The 14,223-nt window shown below is 46.4% G+C and carries 12 protein-coding genes; 8 read left to right on the top strand and 4 right to left on the bottom strand.

Annotated elements, in window-relative coordinates; translation table 11 throughout:
• Nucleotides 1-930: 930 nt before the first annotated feature.
• Nucleotides 931-1,833, top strand: coding sequence for a class I SAM-dependent methyltransferase (locus QUA50_RS26350; RefSeq protein WP_333264459.1), 903 nt, complete (start codon nucleotides 931-933; stop codon nucleotides 1,831-1,833).
• A gap of 171 nt (nucleotides 1,834-2,004) precedes the next feature.
• Here the strand turns inward: QUA50_RS26350 and QUA50_RS26345 are convergent, their stop codons facing one another.
• Nucleotides 2,005-2,217, bottom strand: a complete 213-nt coding sequence (locus QUA50_RS26345; protein WP_333264462.1) for a hypothetical protein — start codon at nucleotides 2,215-2,217, stop codon at nucleotides 2,005-2,007.
• A 40-nt stretch (nucleotides 2,218-2,257) separates the two neighbouring features.
• Here QUA50_RS26345 and QUA50_RS26340 point away from each other — a divergent pair, with 40 nt between their 5' ends.
• From QUA50_RS26340 to QUA50_RS26325, 4 genes are all read left to right on the top strand, one after another.
• Entirely contained in the window at nucleotides 2,258-3,163 is a 906-nt protein-coding gene (locus QUA50_RS26340) for a D-hexose-6-phosphate mutarotase (protein ID WP_333264465.1), read from the top strand.
• Nucleotides 3,164-3,492: 329 nt separating this feature from the next.
• Nucleotides 3,493-5,019, top strand: coding sequence for a phosphomannomutase/phosphoglucomutase (locus tag QUA50_RS26335; RefSeq protein WP_333264467.1), 1,527 nt, complete (start codon nucleotides 3,493-3,495; stop codon nucleotides 5,017-5,019).
• Between the two features lie 908 nt (nucleotides 5,020-5,927).
• Nucleotides 5,928-6,869 carry a M23 family metallopeptidase gene (locus QUA50_RS26330; protein ID WP_333264580.1) on the top strand — a complete coding sequence of 314 codons (942 nt, stop codon included), beginning with the start codon at nucleotides 5,928-5,930 and terminating at the stop codon, nucleotides 6,867-6,869.
• A 208-nt stretch (nucleotides 6,870-7,077) separates the two neighbouring features.
• On the top strand, nucleotides 7,078-7,614 hold the full coding sequence (locus QUA50_RS26325; RefSeq protein WP_193971299.1) for a late competence development ComFB family protein: 537 nt from the start codon (nucleotides 7,078-7,080) through the stop codon (nucleotides 7,612-7,614).
• 382 nt (nucleotides 7,615-7,996) lie between these two features.
• Here the strand turns inward: QUA50_RS26325 and psb29 are convergent, their stop codons facing one another.
• Complete coding sequence (psb29, locus tag QUA50_RS26320) at nucleotides 7,997-8,710, bottom strand: photosystem II biogenesis protein Psp29 (protein ID WP_333264470.1); 714 nt, start codon at nucleotides 8,708-8,710, stop codon at nucleotides 7,997-7,999.
• 345 nt (nucleotides 8,711-9,055) lie between these two features.
• Between psb29 and QUA50_RS26315 the strand changes: the two genes are divergently transcribed.
• Nucleotides 9,056-10,228, top strand: a complete 1,173-nt coding sequence (locus QUA50_RS26315) for an RNA-guided endonuclease TnpB family protein (RefSeq protein WP_333264472.1) — start codon at nucleotides 9,056-9,058, stop codon at nucleotides 10,226-10,228.
• 136 nt (nucleotides 10,229-10,364) lie between these two features.
• On the top strand, nucleotides 10,365-10,985 hold the full coding sequence (locus QUA50_RS26310) for a chromophore lyase CpcT/CpeT (RefSeq protein ID WP_333264474.1): 621 nt from the start codon (nucleotides 10,365-10,367) through the stop codon (nucleotides 10,983-10,985).
• A 243-nt stretch (nucleotides 10,986-11,228) separates the two neighbouring features.
• Here QUA50_RS26310 and QUA50_RS26305 read toward each other — a convergent pair whose 3' ends face one another.
• Together QUA50_RS26305 and hemF are read right to left on the bottom strand one after the other, a co-directional pair.
• Nucleotides 11,229-11,591, bottom strand: a complete 363-nt coding sequence (locus QUA50_RS26305) for an STAS domain-containing protein (protein WP_006631392.1) — start codon at nucleotides 11,589-11,591, stop codon at nucleotides 11,229-11,231.
• Between the two features lie 57 nt (nucleotides 11,592-11,648).
• Nucleotides 11,649-12,692: an oxygen-dependent coproporphyrinogen oxidase gene (hemF, locus tag QUA50_RS26300; RefSeq protein ID WP_333264476.1), complete on the bottom strand. Its 1,044-nt coding sequence runs from the start codon at nucleotides 12,690-12,692 to the stop codon at nucleotides 11,649-11,651.
• A 282-nt stretch (nucleotides 12,693-12,974) separates the two neighbouring features.
• Here hemF and QUA50_RS26295 point away from each other — a divergent pair, with 282 nt between their 5' ends.
• The gene (locus QUA50_RS26295) at nucleotides 12,975-14,045 is read left to right on the top strand and encodes an Mrp/NBP35 family ATP-binding protein (RefSeq protein WP_333264478.1); all 1,071 of its coding nucleotides are present in this window, start codon (nucleotides 12,975-12,977) and stop codon (nucleotides 14,043-14,045) included.
• Nucleotides 14,046-14,223: the final 178 nt, after the last annotated feature.

Raw genomic sequence — 14,223 nt, 5'->3', positions numbered from 1 at the left:
GCATTAAATTGAGAGCCGACCGTCCTACTTAATGTTTTGTTACATACTTATAAATTTTCCCGCCGACCTACTTAGTTGCTGCAATCGAAAAAACAGGTGGCACCGTTGCCTATCGAGTCACCGATGTTGTCGCATAAATATAGCGGCTACTGTACTTCATCAACTACCGAAGATGCTGTAATAAAACTGAGGATCGATTAGCAAGCAACTTTGCCGCATCCGGCTATCACGCAATAACAATGAAGAAATCGGAGAGATACATCGAAAAACATGGGCAATACAACTGCTGTAATTGTTTTTAATAACGCACTTATTTTAGATATATAGCCACCCTAAATCATTCGCCTAATTATTGTACGGGCAATCCCACGCCCGGTTGCCCCGATAGATAGGGGGTAGGCACGGGGAGTAGGGGTAGCACTACCCCTACAAATGTACCTGAATGATTTAGGATTGCTATAATAATCACCCAATTATACAATAAATTAAATTGAGATTTATGTTTATGTTTATACTATTTTATCTTTTATATCTTATTTTTTGTGGAGACTATAAAAGGCACGGGTGAAAAAAGATATTCTATAAATTCCGCTAGATTCAAGCTGTTGTGTGTGAACTAAGGATCGCGAATTAAATAATTTACACTCTTGACAGTGGGATGGGCGTCCCGCCCGTCCAGAAAGGGCGGGCGGGACGCCCATCCCACAAGAAGCATCACGCATTCTAAGTTATTTAATTCTCATTCCTAATTAACAATAAATATTGGTTTGATAAACTAATTTTTGCGGATAATAAATTTAGATTGTGTAGCAGGAATAGCGAGAACAATGTAAATTTGTGTAACAAAAATAAACACTTGTGGCTGCCCACAGGTGAATATGTTAGAATCAATGCCGAACTCAGTTGAACCAAGTAAAAGAAATCAAAGCTATGACATACGTTGCATGCAATTTGTGCGGTAGTAATGACTATACTGTGAGATTCGAGCAGGGAGTAGCCCAGGTAAATCAAATTGTCAATTGTAAAGCCTGTGGATTGATGTATGCTAATCCGAGAAGCACAGAAGTAGATAGTGTATTAATAGAAAACTACGATCCAGAGTTTGTATTATCTGCGATAGTTAACCAAGATTCGCAGAGACTGGAAAAAGAAGCACTGCAGGTAAAAGATTATGAAAAGACTAGAGCTTTTCTTCACAAACATTATCCCAATAAAGGTAAGTTAATTGAAGTGGGAAGTGGCTTGGGGTATTTGTTAAACTTCTTTAAGCAAGATGGGTGGAATGTAGTTGGGCTTGAACCTAATGTGGGTATGTGCAGATATGCAGAATCGGAGTTTGGAATCGAAATCATCCCAACCATATTAGAAAAAGCTGAACTAGAAGATCGATCGGCAGACGCTGTATTGATGATGCACGTGATCGAACACGTATCCGATCCTTGCAGTACGTTGAAAGAAGTTTATCGGATCTTGAAGCCCGGTGGGATATTCGTGATGGAAACCCCCCGCTACGATACATTGATGTTCAAATTATTGGGTAAAAGAGAAAGAAGTCTCAGTTGCGACGGACATATTTACTTTTTTACGACCACCACGCTAGAAAAACTTGCAACTAAGGCAGGATTTACCGTGCTTAAAACAGATTATGTGGGGCGATCGCTAACACTCGACAGGCTATTTTATAATTTGGGCGTTGTGAGCAAAAGTCAGGCCATTAAACAAATCCTTAAGGATGTGGCAGTTAAACTGCATTTAAATAAAATTTCGTTATATTTAAATACGCGGGATATGGAACGTATATATTTGAAAAAACCCGATTCTGGCTCAGCATAACAAAACTTAAGGGTACAGAACAGATGAGATTACCTCAAATGTTTGAGTGCGCTTGTACCCTGACAGTTATCACCGATTGCATTAATCCCCTGGCGCCAGACTCTAGGAAGACAAATTTTAGCGAGGGAGGCTGTGGGCGACACCACAAGGGTTTCCGGGTTATACAACGAATCAATCGAGATGCGGAGTTTTGCTGCTGCGCCGTCTTTTGATGAAGTGCTGCATTAGCTTAATTACGAATAACTCAGCAAGGTGTGCCGGTGGGTTCGATCGCACATTCCCTCGCGATGTGTGGGGACTCGCCATCGGTTTCTCTGACTGCATCGTTGTGTCGATCGCACCTTTCCCCGTCCAACCCAACAATCTAATTAATCTCGCAACCATAATATCGGATAATTGTAAAGCAATTCACCAAGCTAACAGCATGAGTATTGACCAATTAAACACAGACTACGGCATAGCCGGACACCTCACCTTCGCCACCGGAAACGGTGGTTTCCCGATGATTCACATCGACAACGGTCAAGCCAAAGCCTTAATTTCTGTGTATTCCGGTCAAGTGCTCTCCTTTCAACCAGCCACCGAAACCACAGACTTGATGTTCGTCAGCGACAAAGCCTACTACGCAGAAGGGAAAGCCATCAAAGGCGGTATACCCATCTGTTGGCCCTGGTTTGGCCCAGATCCCGAAGCCTTGGGGCGTCCGAGTCATGGGTTTGTGCGGAATCGCCTCTGGAATGTGCTAGAAACCGCCACAACCCCAGACGGCGCAACCAAAGTCACTCTCGGACTCAAGGATAGCGATGAAACTAGAGCAATTTGGCCCCAAGCTTTTGAACTGGCGATCGCAATTACGATCGGCACTAGCCTCACGGTAGAATTAATCACCCGCAATCTAGGCGACAAAGCATTTCCCCTCACCCAAGCTTTCCACACCTATTTCCAAGTCGGCGATATCAACCGCGTGCAGGTTTTAGGTTTAGAAAATAGCCAGTATCTTGATAAAGTTGATGGTGGTGTCGAAAAAACTCAAGTGGGTGCAGTGGTAGCAACAGGTGAAGTCGATCGCATTTATCTCGATGTCACCAATGAATTAGTCATTGACGATAGCGCCCTCAATCGTCGGATTCGCATTAAATCATCTGGTAGTAAATCCGCCGTAGTGTGGAATCCCTGGGTGACAATTTCTGCAAATATGGCCGACCTTGATGATGCAGATTATCAGCGTTTCCTCTGCGTAGAAACGACCAATGCAGCTACAGATATTGTGGAAGTTCCCCCGAATGGTGAGTTCCGCTTGCAGGCAATTTACAGCGTTGAACGCAACTAAGGAATTAGAACTTAAGCTTAGCGGTGATGGGGCAAAAATTCCCAGTAAGCGGGTCAACATTTCAATTGGATATTTGGGGCGTTGCTCAAATCCCACCCACCAGACTGGGATTGTTTGTTTAAATACAACTTAAATGCCGATTAGCTGATTGAATTGAAAAACTCTGTCACCGTAATGACTAATAATACCAAATCCCAAATTTCTCCCCTGTTTATTTCTTAGTGCGCGAAAGACATTCGTTTAGCGCTCACTCGAACGGGCAGCAAACGAAAGTTTGTATAATCGGTTTCAACCGCACACTCATATCTTTTTACTTACCATCAATTATTATGCAAAACTTCAACTGGACAAAACTTCAAAATGGCTCAGACATTCGCGGTATCGCCCTCGAAGGCGTCCCCAATGAAAAAGTCAACCTCACCCCCGAAATTGCGACAATCTTAGGTAAATCCTTTGTCAGTTGGCTGGTGCAAAAAGTCCAGAAACCTGCTGCAGAATTAACGATCGCGATCGGGCGTGACAGTCGCCTATCTGGGCCAACCTTAATGCAAGCAGTCATGGAGGGCATCGCCTCAGTTGGTGCAACCGTGTACGACTTTGAAATGGCCTCAACCCCGGCCATGTTTATGAGTACCATTACCCCTGGTTTTGATTGCGACGGCGCGATTATGCTCACTGCTAGCCATTTGCCATTTAATCGCAACGGCTTAAAGTTTTTCACAGCCCGAGGTGGGTTACAAAAACAGGATATTACAGATATCTTAGCACTAGCCCAAAGCAATAACTTTCAGCCAGCCGCAGCGCCCGGTAACATTACAAAGCATGATTTTATCTCAGTTTATGCTAACCAATTTGTCACAAAAATCCGGGAAGCAGTCAATCATCCCGATAACTTTGAGGAACCACTAACAGGATTAAAAATTGTTGTGGATGCGGGCAATGGTGCTGGCGGCTTTTATGTTGATAAAGTCTTAAAACCTTTAGGTGCAGACACCACGGGCAGCCAGTTTTTAGAACCAGATGGTACTTTCCCCAATCATGTGCCAAATCCCGAAGATAAAAAGGCAATGCAGTCAATTTGTCAAGCGGTAATTGAACATCAAGCTGATTTTGGGATTATTTTTGATACCGATGTCGATCGCAGTGCGGCCGTCGATGGAGTTGGCAAGGAACTGAATCGCAATCGCTTAATTGCCTTGATTTCGGCGATCGTATTACAAGAACACCCAGGCTCTACCATTGTCACCGATTCTATCACATCCGATGGCTTGACACAATTCATCGAACAAGATTTAAAAGGAATTCACCATCGCTTTAAACGCGGCTACAAAAATGTGATTGACGAGTCGATCCGCCTCAATGAAGCCGGACAGGAATCATGGCTGGCGATTGAAACCTCTGGACATGGAGCTTTGAAAGAAAATTACTTTCTCGATGATGGCGCTTATTTGGTCAGCAAATTATTGATTGAATTGGCTAAGTCAAAGCTAGCAAACCAATCTTTGCCAGATTTAATTGCGAATTTAAAAGAACCCGAAGAAAGTGCAGAATTTCGGATTAAAATTGGTGTGGAGGATTTCAAAGCTCACGGAGCTCGCGTTATTGAACAACTGCAAGAATTTGTGTCAACGCAAGCCGACTGGAAAATTGTTCCGAATAACTATGAAGGTCTGCGAATTTCCTGCACGTCAGCTAGCGAATCCGGCTGGTTTCTGTTACGCTTATCACTCCACGATCCGGTGATGCCTTTGAATGTTGAGTCTAATGTTAAGGGTGGTGTTGCTCGCATAGTGGCTCGGCTTTTAGCTTTTTTCCGAACCACAGAATTCCTGGATTTCTCAGCACTATCGAGCTAACTTTCACTGTCGTCAGAGTATTAGTAAACCAAACTCAAGGAGTAGTTTAATTATGTGGCGTTTAATCATAAAATGTTCTGCTGCAAGCTGGGATACCCATTCCAAAGCTTTCAAAGCGATCGCTGCGAAATATCCTGCCACGCCTCTTTCTTCCAAAAAGATGAAAGGATCTGGTGAACGCATCATGGAATATCAGCTTGAAGATGTCAACGATGTAGAGGAATTTATGGAAGAATGCTTGACCTTAGATGGTTTCACCGCTACCTTTGAATCTCTATAAATTTAGGTACTCAGATTATAGAATATCTCAACTTTTATCTCATACAATTTTAGATGTGAGATTGAAAGATTGGGAATTAATACTATTTACTCAAAAGTAGGGTACAATAACTAGAGAGTTTTAGCAAGGTTATCCGTAAATAAACTGCCAAAAAAGAAGTGATTTAACAGCAGAGTAATTAAAAATAATTTGGTTGTAGCGCCGTGAACTATAACTAATAGCAATTGTTAAAAGTTATGTAACAGTAGCTAGGACTGATAAAATATAATCCCATCCGCTTAGACATGAAGAGTGTTTGTGTTGAAACTTGGGTTCTCCTAAATTCGTAATGGAAACGGTAGTGTGAGCGTCTGGCTGAAGCGGGCTTTCCTCGCCGCACTATAGCAATCCTAAATGATTATACTCGTTACCAGGAAGAGCCTGGTAACGCAGATCCGGAGGAAGAGCCTCCCTAGTCTGGGTCGAGGCAGAGCCTCGCTTACATCGGTTCCCAGGCAGAGCTTGGAAGTTAACCAGTTATTGAAACTGATGCGAGAATTGCTATACAGAAATTTTTATTGCGGATTGCTAGAGTTAGTCTAGATAGTTAAAAATATATCAGCGAGAGAAAGGTTAAGGACTGCTAGTGATGGTAATGACTGTGAATCGAGACAACTGCGGGCTAAGTACGGAAATAATTACAGGTCGGATTTTGCGGTGGGGGCAGTTGAAAGCAAACAAGCTAACCGCTGGTTCCATCGGGGGAATTGTTGCTGGCTTTCTGAGTTTTGCCCTGCCGGTGCAAGCTTTGCAGGTAGTTGTGACGCCGGCAAATCCCGAACTGGGAGATACGCTGTCAGTAATGATTCAGGTTGACGGTAACGGCGGGGAAACTCCAACAGTTTCTCTACAGCAAAAAAACTACCCCGCGTTTCCCCTGGGCAACGGCCGCTTTCGGGCCCTTTTGCCGACGACGCCGCTAGAGAAACCCGGTGCTCGCCAAATCCAAGTCGCAGGTGACGGACAAGTGCAGAAGTTGAGTCTCCAAGTGCGCGATCGAAATTTTCCCACTCAATCCATCTGGCTACCGCCTGGGAAAGACAGCGAAGGTACAGATGCTGAATTCGATCGCGTAGACGCATTTAAAGCACTCGTCACACCCGAAAAATTTTGGGACGGCAAATTGTTGCGCCCCAACTCCGGCGAAATTACCACTATTTACGGGGTGCGACGTTATTATAATGGGGTATTTGCTCGAGACTACTACCACCGCGGCGTTGATTACGCGGGTGCTTACGGTTCCCCTGTAGTCGCACCGGCAGCGGGTCGCGTGTCTCTAGTGGGACGCGAATCCCAAGGGTTCAAAATCCACGGGAATGTCGTTGGTATTGACCACGGCCAGGGGGTAGCCAGTATTTTGATGCACCTGGCCCGGATTGATGTCAAGGAAGGCGATGTCGTGAAAGCAGGTCAAGTAATTGGTACTTTGGGGTCAACGGGGGCGTCCACAGGCCCTCACCTGCATTGGGGACTTTACGTGCACGGGCAGGCAGTCGATCCTGTACCTTGGCGGCTTCAGGGAGTTGAGTAGGAATTTTTACGGGTTTTGACGAATAAAGCCGTCAATTATGGGGTAAGTTTGTGGCTGGGGCGTGCAGATAACTGAAATTGGTTATCAGTGTTGAGTTAGGATTGGTATTAAAATTCTCAACTCCAACTTCAAAACTCCAATCTCAAGACGCAAACAATCGTGTCTTCAAAAAAACTCTATTAATGATGCCGTTGAGTGGGAAGCGTATATGAGTATTGAAAAAATTGTTGAACAGGCTTTGCAAGATGGCTATTTAACGCCGTCTATGGAAGCTGAGGTGGGACGGATCTGCAATACGGCTTCGGAATTGTCGATCGAAGAGTACATGGCTCTCGACCGTCTGATGGGCTCTTTGTTGACTGGCGAAGTTGTGGTTCTGCCGCGCAAACAGTTCATCAACGTGATGGAAGAGTTGGTGCTCAGCGATGCGATCGCTAGGGTGGCCGACATTGAAGCGACGAGCGACCTGAGTCTGGATGTGGGAGATATCGCAGCTTATGCTTTAAATAGGCTGCCACCTCTGTACGCTACGACGGAAGAGGGAGCTCACTTTCAAAGGGCTAGGGCTAAAGAGCAACTTCACGATTTGATTTCCAAAGAAGTAAACGCAGCGATCGCCCGCAACTTGGACAGGCCCGACACTCCAAACCCCACAGCTTTGGGCAAGTCTTCTGGAAACGAAGTTCTTTCACAGCTAAGCACTTGGCTGCAAGCTAACGCCACTAATTTTGAACCCCAGCCTTAGTACCAATCCAACAGATCTATTTTGATTAAGTCGATCCCGCTCAATTCAAAAAGCGGGATTTTTAGTTTCCGCAGCCCGCAATATTCATCAGATGGCAGAAGCCAGAATTCAAAAACAAAAAATTAAAATTTAAGAGTTTTCTATTTTATGTAAAAAATAAAAAACTCCTTCTTCCTTGTTCCTGACATCGGTTACATCTGACATCTTGCAGCAATATCAATAAGAGGATTTTTCGTGGGATCGGGCGGGTTTGTAGAACCTATTTGCAAGCTTTAAGGCTGTTGGCGAACCCGCCCCTACGGCTAATTGAGAATGATGCCATATCTCAGTTACATCCTAAGAAAGCGAATCCGTTGCCGAACTTCCTTTTTTCCTCAAACGATTAATTGCTGCTGTCAGAAGACTCAGCCGAGGGGCCAGCGGTAACTTTTGTCTCTCGTTTTTCGCGTTTTTTCCGTTCCGCTTGAATGACATCTTGAAGCACTATTCGCGCTTGGGCCATTTTTTCCAAATTGCTGCGGTACAAATCTAAATCTTTGCTAACTTTGTCTTCTGGCAGGTGCAAGGCCGCACTGATTTTGGCGATGGCGCCGTTTCGCGTTTCTTGGTCTTTTACTAAGTTGGGGTCAGCTTTTTCTAATAGCGAGAACAAACCGATCGCGAACAAGCGGCTGTACTTAAATTGAGGGTTGCCGGCGATCGCCCCTAAAGACGCTTGCAAATCTCCTGTATCTTCAAAGCTGGTCGAGCGATCGAGCCACGAGAGCAACTCTTGGCCCGAAAGTCTATCCGCCAAGCTTTCCAATCGCTGAGCGTCTTGCTTGTAGCGCTCTGGATCGTCTTCTAGGGACTTGCACAAAGCGTTAAAAATCGAAATTCTGTCTGCTTCTGGGGCGTACCCAAGCATGAATCGATCGAAAGCTGTCACTACACCCAAAGCATAAATCGGGTCGTATTGAAAATCGGCATTTGCCGAAAGCAAGTGCATTTCTACCATCAACTCTTCTACCACTCGACGGTAAATTGAGTTTATCGGTCGAGTGTGAATCGTATAGAAACTTCGCTTAGTATCTGAAACAGTACGGTTATTGTTCACCTGAGTCTTATAGATAAATAATTTTGCCGTAGCGGGCGTGCCTGCGCGGCGTGAGTCAAGTCGGGGGAGTCAATTCTGCGATCGGGCTGACAAAGATTGCCAGTTTTTTAAGCGTTGCCGCCTCCTTGCGAGACAAAATTTTATCAAAAAAATTTTACGCGCGATCGGCAGCAACAATTAATATGTCGCAATAGGAGGGGCAAAACCCCAGTATCTTTACAATCATAGCTCTTCTGGGATCGCTCATCAGAAAAATGGGTAGAAACCCCGTCCTTATAGGACGGCTTCACAAAAAGACACAAAACCAAAGCGACTAACTCACAAAAGACGTGCTAGAGCGTGAAGATGGAAAAAGCCTACCGCTACCGATTCTACCCGACCGTCGAGCAAGAAAATCTCTTGCGACGGACAATGGGTTGTACCCGGTTAGTGTATAACAAGGCTTTGGCGGCCCGCACGGAAGCTTGGTACGAGCGTCAAGAGAGGGTTGGCTACAGAGAAACTTCCTCGATGCTGACGAATTGGAAAAAAGAAGAGGAACTCGACTTCCTCAACGAAGTTAGTTGCGTACCCCTTCAACAGGGACTCAGACACCTTCAAACAGCTTTTACCAATTTCTTTGGGGGACGAGCCAAGTACCCTAATTTCAAAAAAAAACACAACGGTGGTAGCGCTGAGTTCACCAAGTCAGCTTTCCGTTGGAAAAACGGGCAAGTGTTTCTGGCAAAGTGCAATGACCCGCTACCTATTCGCTGGAGCAAACAAATTCCAGCAAGCTGTGTTCCTTCTACTATTACGGTAAAACTAACACCGGCTGGACGCTGGTATGTCTCTATACTTGTAGACGACTACACGCTCAAACCACTTCCCAAAACAAATAAAACAATCGGCTTGGACGTGGGAATTAGTAGCCTGATTGCTACTAGCGACGGCAATAAGATTGCCAACCCCAAGCATTTCAAGCAGCTTCGTAAGAAGTTAAAAAGGAAGCAAAAAGCTCTAGCCAAAAAGCAAAAAGGAAGTCGTAACCGCGAAAAAGCGCGGGTGCAACTGGCTAGAGTCCACGCACAAATAGTCGATGTCCGCAAAGATTTCTTGCACAAGCTAACAACTCAAATCATTCGTGAAAATCAAACGATTGTCGTTGAGGACTTGGCTGTCAAGAATATGGTGAAAAACCATAAATTAGCTCTTGCTATTAGTGACGCTAGTTGGGGCGAGTTAATTCGCCAGCTAAGTTACAAGTGCCAGTGGTATGGGCGAGAGTTTGTAAAAATAGACCGCTGGTTTCCCAGCTCTAAACGCTGTGGAAACTGCGGTCACATTGTTGAAAAATTGCCGTTGAATATTCGAGAATGGGAATGCCCTAAGTGTGGCGCAAACCACGATCGTGACATTAACGCAGCAAAAAACATTTTGGCGGCTGGGCTAGCCGTGTCAGTCTGTGGAGCGACCGTAAGACCCGAACAGAGCAAATCTGTTAGGGCGGGTGCTATGAAGCAGAAACCTAATCGGTGACGATTGGGAATCCCTGTACCTTTAGGTCAGGGTGGATGTCAAAAATCTAATCTTCTGACTTGCCCAGCCTAGATATGGTATTGCGTATCACAATAAGTTTTTTTTGTCAACCCTAATCGTGAAAAATCAAACAAACATGACAATTTCTCCTGAATTAATAGCTTTAGCCCAGTACATGGCGGGCGAATTTGACAACCGGGAACAAGCGCTAGCAGAGCCGACGTGGTACGTCCACCTTCGTATGTGGCAAAGACCACTACCCATTCCTTTATTTTCCGAACCCAGCATTGCCCTGTTTGCGGAACAAGCCAACATTCTGGAATTAGACAAGCCGTACCGCCCCCGCATCGTGCAACTGAGGCACTCACAGATAGCGCCGGGACTTATCGAAGCTCAGTATTATATGTTCAACGATATCGCAGCCGTCAAAGGAGCCGGTCGCAACCCCGACTTGCTTGGAAAGCTAACGAAGGAGCAAATCCAACTCCTCCCCGGCTGCACCCTCTCGGTTGCGGTGGAAAATCTAGCCTCAAACGGCTATCGATTTCGGGCATCTTTGCCGGAGGGCACTCGCTGCGGCTTTGCCTACGGGGGGCAAAATTACCAAGTAGACTTGGGATTTGAAGCCGCAGGCGAGGAATTTCTCAGCTACGACAAAGGAATAAGCCCCACGACAGGCAAGGCTATCTGGGGAGCTTTAATGGGCCCTTTTAGATTTGTCAAGCGTCAGGATTTTGCTGCTGAGATATTGGTTTGAAGCAAGAAGCAACAAGAAACAAGGAAGAAAGATTTAGCTATCTAGGATAGAAGGCAAGACTTTACCTTGACCTATTCTTCTACTTTAGTGTTTTGGTGAACCTCTCAACCTCTCAAGAAAGGAAGAAAGCATAAGGAAGCTGGCAAGAATTTACCTGCTTCCTGTTCTTGTGCGGGGTTCCGGCGCATTTTGTGAGCCTCAAGCTTAAATTGCGCTTACACGCAACCGATGCAAATCCGGTGGTCAACTTGCGCGCGGCACCCCCTCTAGAGCTTCTTCTTCCGTTTCAAAGATTTCAAACACAGAATCCATCATGGTGACTTCAAACACCAGTTTGGCTTCTGGATGAACATTGCAAATGCGGAAACTTCCCTTAACTTTATCCGCATCCCGCATACCTGCTACAAGTGAGGTCAGGCCAGAGCTATCGATAAAGTTAACCTGACCAAGATTCACTACAACATGGCGGCTAAGTTTGGAAATACACTCTTGCAACTTGAGGCGGAATTGCCAAGCTGTAGTGATGTCCAACCGTCCTGTCGGTGCTAAGACGATAACTGTTGTACCGTCTTGAAGCGTGTGGGTTTTTTGATCAATATGAATCACTGACCCTTCCCTCAAATTTATTATCTATCGCGGTGGTTACTGTCCCAGTAGTTTAACTCAGGTCGGTGACTGCTGAGGCATCCAATTCGCCCAATCTTGCGGTTTTAAGAACTTGGAGTAGAGTTCGGCTTCTGGAGAGTTGGGTTCTGGCTCGTAGCAGTATTCCCAGCGTACCAAAGGTGGCAGGGACATGAGAATCGATTCGGTGCGTCCGTTGGTTTGCAAGCCAAAGGTCGTGCCTCGATCGTACACCAAGTTAAATTCAACGTAACGGCCGCGGCGGTAAAGTTGGAAATTGCGCTCGCGATCGCCGTATTCTTTCGATCGGTGCTTTTCAATTATGGGGGTGTAAGCCGGCAAAAATGCCCGACCGCAGTCCTGTACGAAGGCGAACAGCGACTCCCAAGTCCTAGGTTCCGGGACGCCGATGTTGTTGCTGCACTCAGCGGCTTTGCCTTTGACATGATGGTCGCGGTAAAGCGCGCCTTGAGCGCTTTGGTAGTCAAAAAACAGGCCGCCGACGCCGCGGGTTTCTTGGCGGTGGGGGAGATAGAAATATTCGTCGCACCAAAGTTTAAATGTCGGATAATATCCGGGATGGTGGCGATCGCAAGTTGCTTTCAGAGTTTTGTGAAAATGAGCTGCATCCTCAGCCAAGGGGTAATAAGGAGTCAAATCCACACCGCCGCCAAACCACCAAATCGGCCCGGCCTCAAAATAGCGGTAATTCAGGTGAACCGTAGGCAAGTAGGGATTGCGGGGGTGCAGCACCATCGAAGTGCCTGTTGCATAAAAATCGTGACCTGCAGCTTCGGGGTGCTTGGCCAGAATCAAAGCCGGCAAACTTTCGCCCCACACTTGGGAAAAATTGACTCCCCCTTGTTCAAACACATCGCCTTCGCGCATGACGCGAGAACGTCCGCCCCCGCCTTCGGAGCGTTCCCAAGAGTCCTCCTTAAATTTGCCAACGCCATCGAGCTGTTCGAGGGATTGACAAATTTCGTCTTGTAGGCTTTTCATAAATTGGCTGACTCTAGCTCTAGAGTCAGCGGGCGGCAAAAACGGGGAAGTGGCGGTTTTAAGTGTTGTAGAAACTGTCATCCGATTTAAGATTTAAGATTTTAGATTGAAGAATTGAAGAATTGCGACCACGGATCAATTCGGGGATTGTGACCAAATTGCTTTCGGTCGTAGAAATTCTTGCCGATCGCATTTGAGTTTGAGATTGACCGTGAGTCCCAAATCCAGTCGTCATGTAATTATGCCACCGCAGGTCTGCAAACGATCGCTATGAAGTTACATTAAAAAATAGCAATAAAAATATACTTAAACCTGCGATCGAAAATTCGCAAACCCAATTGCAGAGCTATGGTGGAGAACACAATGCCCAATACACTCGATGTTAGTTCAGTCTTAGAAATCCTGCGACCCGTGCAAGACCCCGAACTGCAAAAGAGTTTGGTGGAATTGAACATGATTCGTAACATAAAAATTGACGGCGGTACCGTCAGCTTTACTTTAGTGCTGACAACGCCTGCTTGCCCGCTGCGAGAATTTATTGTCGAAGATTGCCAAAAAGCGGTCAAACAGTTGCCAGGAGTCGAAAAAGTGGCGGTGGAGGTGACAGCCGAGACGCCGCAGCAGAAGGGAGTGGTCGATCGCCAAGGCATTGAAGGCGTTAAAAATATTATCGCAATTTCCAGCGGCAAAGGCGGCGTCGGCAAAAGCACGGTGGCGGTAAATGTGGCAGTAGCGCTAGCGCAAACAGGCGCTAAGGTGGGTTTGCTGGATGCCGATATCTATGGGCCCAACGACCCAAATATGTTGGGTTTGGGGGACGCGAAAGTCATGGTTAGGGACGGAAAAAGCGGAGAAACCCTCGAACCCGCCTTCAACTACGGCGTCAAATTAGTGTCGATGGCGTTTTTAATTGACAAAGACCAGCCCGTGATTTGGCGCGGCCCGATGTTGAACGGAATCATCCGGCAGTTCCTCTACCAGGCGAATTGGGGCGATTTAGACTATCTGATTGTCGATATGCCTCCGGGTACTGGAGACGCGCAGTTGACAATGGCGCAAGCGGTGCCGATGGCTGGTGTTGTAATTGTGACGACGCCGCAGACTGTGGCTTTGTTGGACTCTCGCAAGGGGTTAAAGATGTTCCAGCAGTTGGGAGTGCCGGTGCTGGGAATTGTGGAAAACATGAGCTATTTTGTGCCGCCGGATATGCCCGATAAGCAATACGATATTTTCGGTTCCGGTGGCGGGGAAAAGACTGCTGCTGAGTTGGGAGTGCCGCTGTTAGGCTGCATTCCGCTGGAAATTCCGTTGCGGGAAGGTGGCGATTCTGGGGTGCCGATCGTGGTGGGGCAACCGGGTTCTGCTTCGGCTAGGGAGTTGCGGGCGATCGCGGGCCGCATTGCCGGTAAAGTTTCCGTAGCAGCCTTAGCCTAACTCACATCTTGGATTGTCAATCAGCTTTTGATGGGCGGGCGGGACGCTAGGGCCCCTACTCCCCACAAGAAACCTGTTGAATTTGTGGAACAGGCATCTTGCCTGTTGAATTTGTGGAACAGGCATCTTGCCTGTTGAATTTGTGGAACAGGCATCTTGCCTGTTGAATTTGTGGAAC

The organism is Microcoleus sp. M2_D5 (assembly GCF_036701935.1).
GTDB lineage: Bacteria > Cyanobacteriota > Cyanobacteriia > Cyanobacteriales > Microcoleaceae > Microcoleus.
Note: the sequence above shows the minus strand (reverse complement) of the source record. Positions and strands in the feature narration are given on the sequence as shown.

Bases quoted from the DNA above. Each gene is read 5' to 3' on its own strand.
- QUA50_RS26350 (WP_333264459.1), top strand. From the start codon at position 931: ATGACATACGTTGCATGCAATTTGTGCGGTAGTAATGACTATACTGTG.
- QUA50_RS26345 (WP_333264462.1), bottom strand. From the start codon at position 2,217: ATGGTTGCGAGATTAATTAGATTGTTGGGTTGGACGGGGAAAGGTGCG.
- QUA50_RS26340 (WP_333264465.1), top strand. From the start codon at position 2,258: ATGAGTATTGACCAATTAAACACAGACTACGGCATAGCCGGACACCTC.
- QUA50_RS26335 (WP_333264467.1), top strand. From the start codon at position 3,493: ATGCAAAACTTCAACTGGACAAAACTTCAAAATGGCTCAGACATTCGC.
- QUA50_RS26330 (WP_333264580.1), top strand. From the start codon at position 5,928: ATGGTAATGACTGTGAATCGAGACAACTGCGGGCTAAGTACGGAAATA.
- QUA50_RS26325 (WP_193971299.1), top strand. From the start codon at position 7,078: ATGAGTATTGAAAAAATTGTTGAACAGGCTTTGCAAGATGGCTATTTA.
- QUA50_RS26315 (WP_333264472.1), top strand. From the start codon at position 9,056: ATGGAAAAAGCCTACCGCTACCGATTCTACCCGACCGTCGAGCAAGAA.
- QUA50_RS26310 (WP_333264474.1), top strand. From the start codon at position 10,365: ATGACAATTTCTCCTGAATTAATAGCTTTAGCCCAGTACATGGCGGGC.
- hemF (WP_333264476.1), bottom strand. From the start codon at position 12,692: ATGACAGTTTCTACAACACTTAAAACCGCCACTTCCCCGTTTTTGCCG.
- QUA50_RS26295 (WP_333264478.1), top strand. From the start codon at position 12,975: ATGCCCAATACACTCGATGTTAGTTCAGTCTTAGAAATCCTGCGACCC.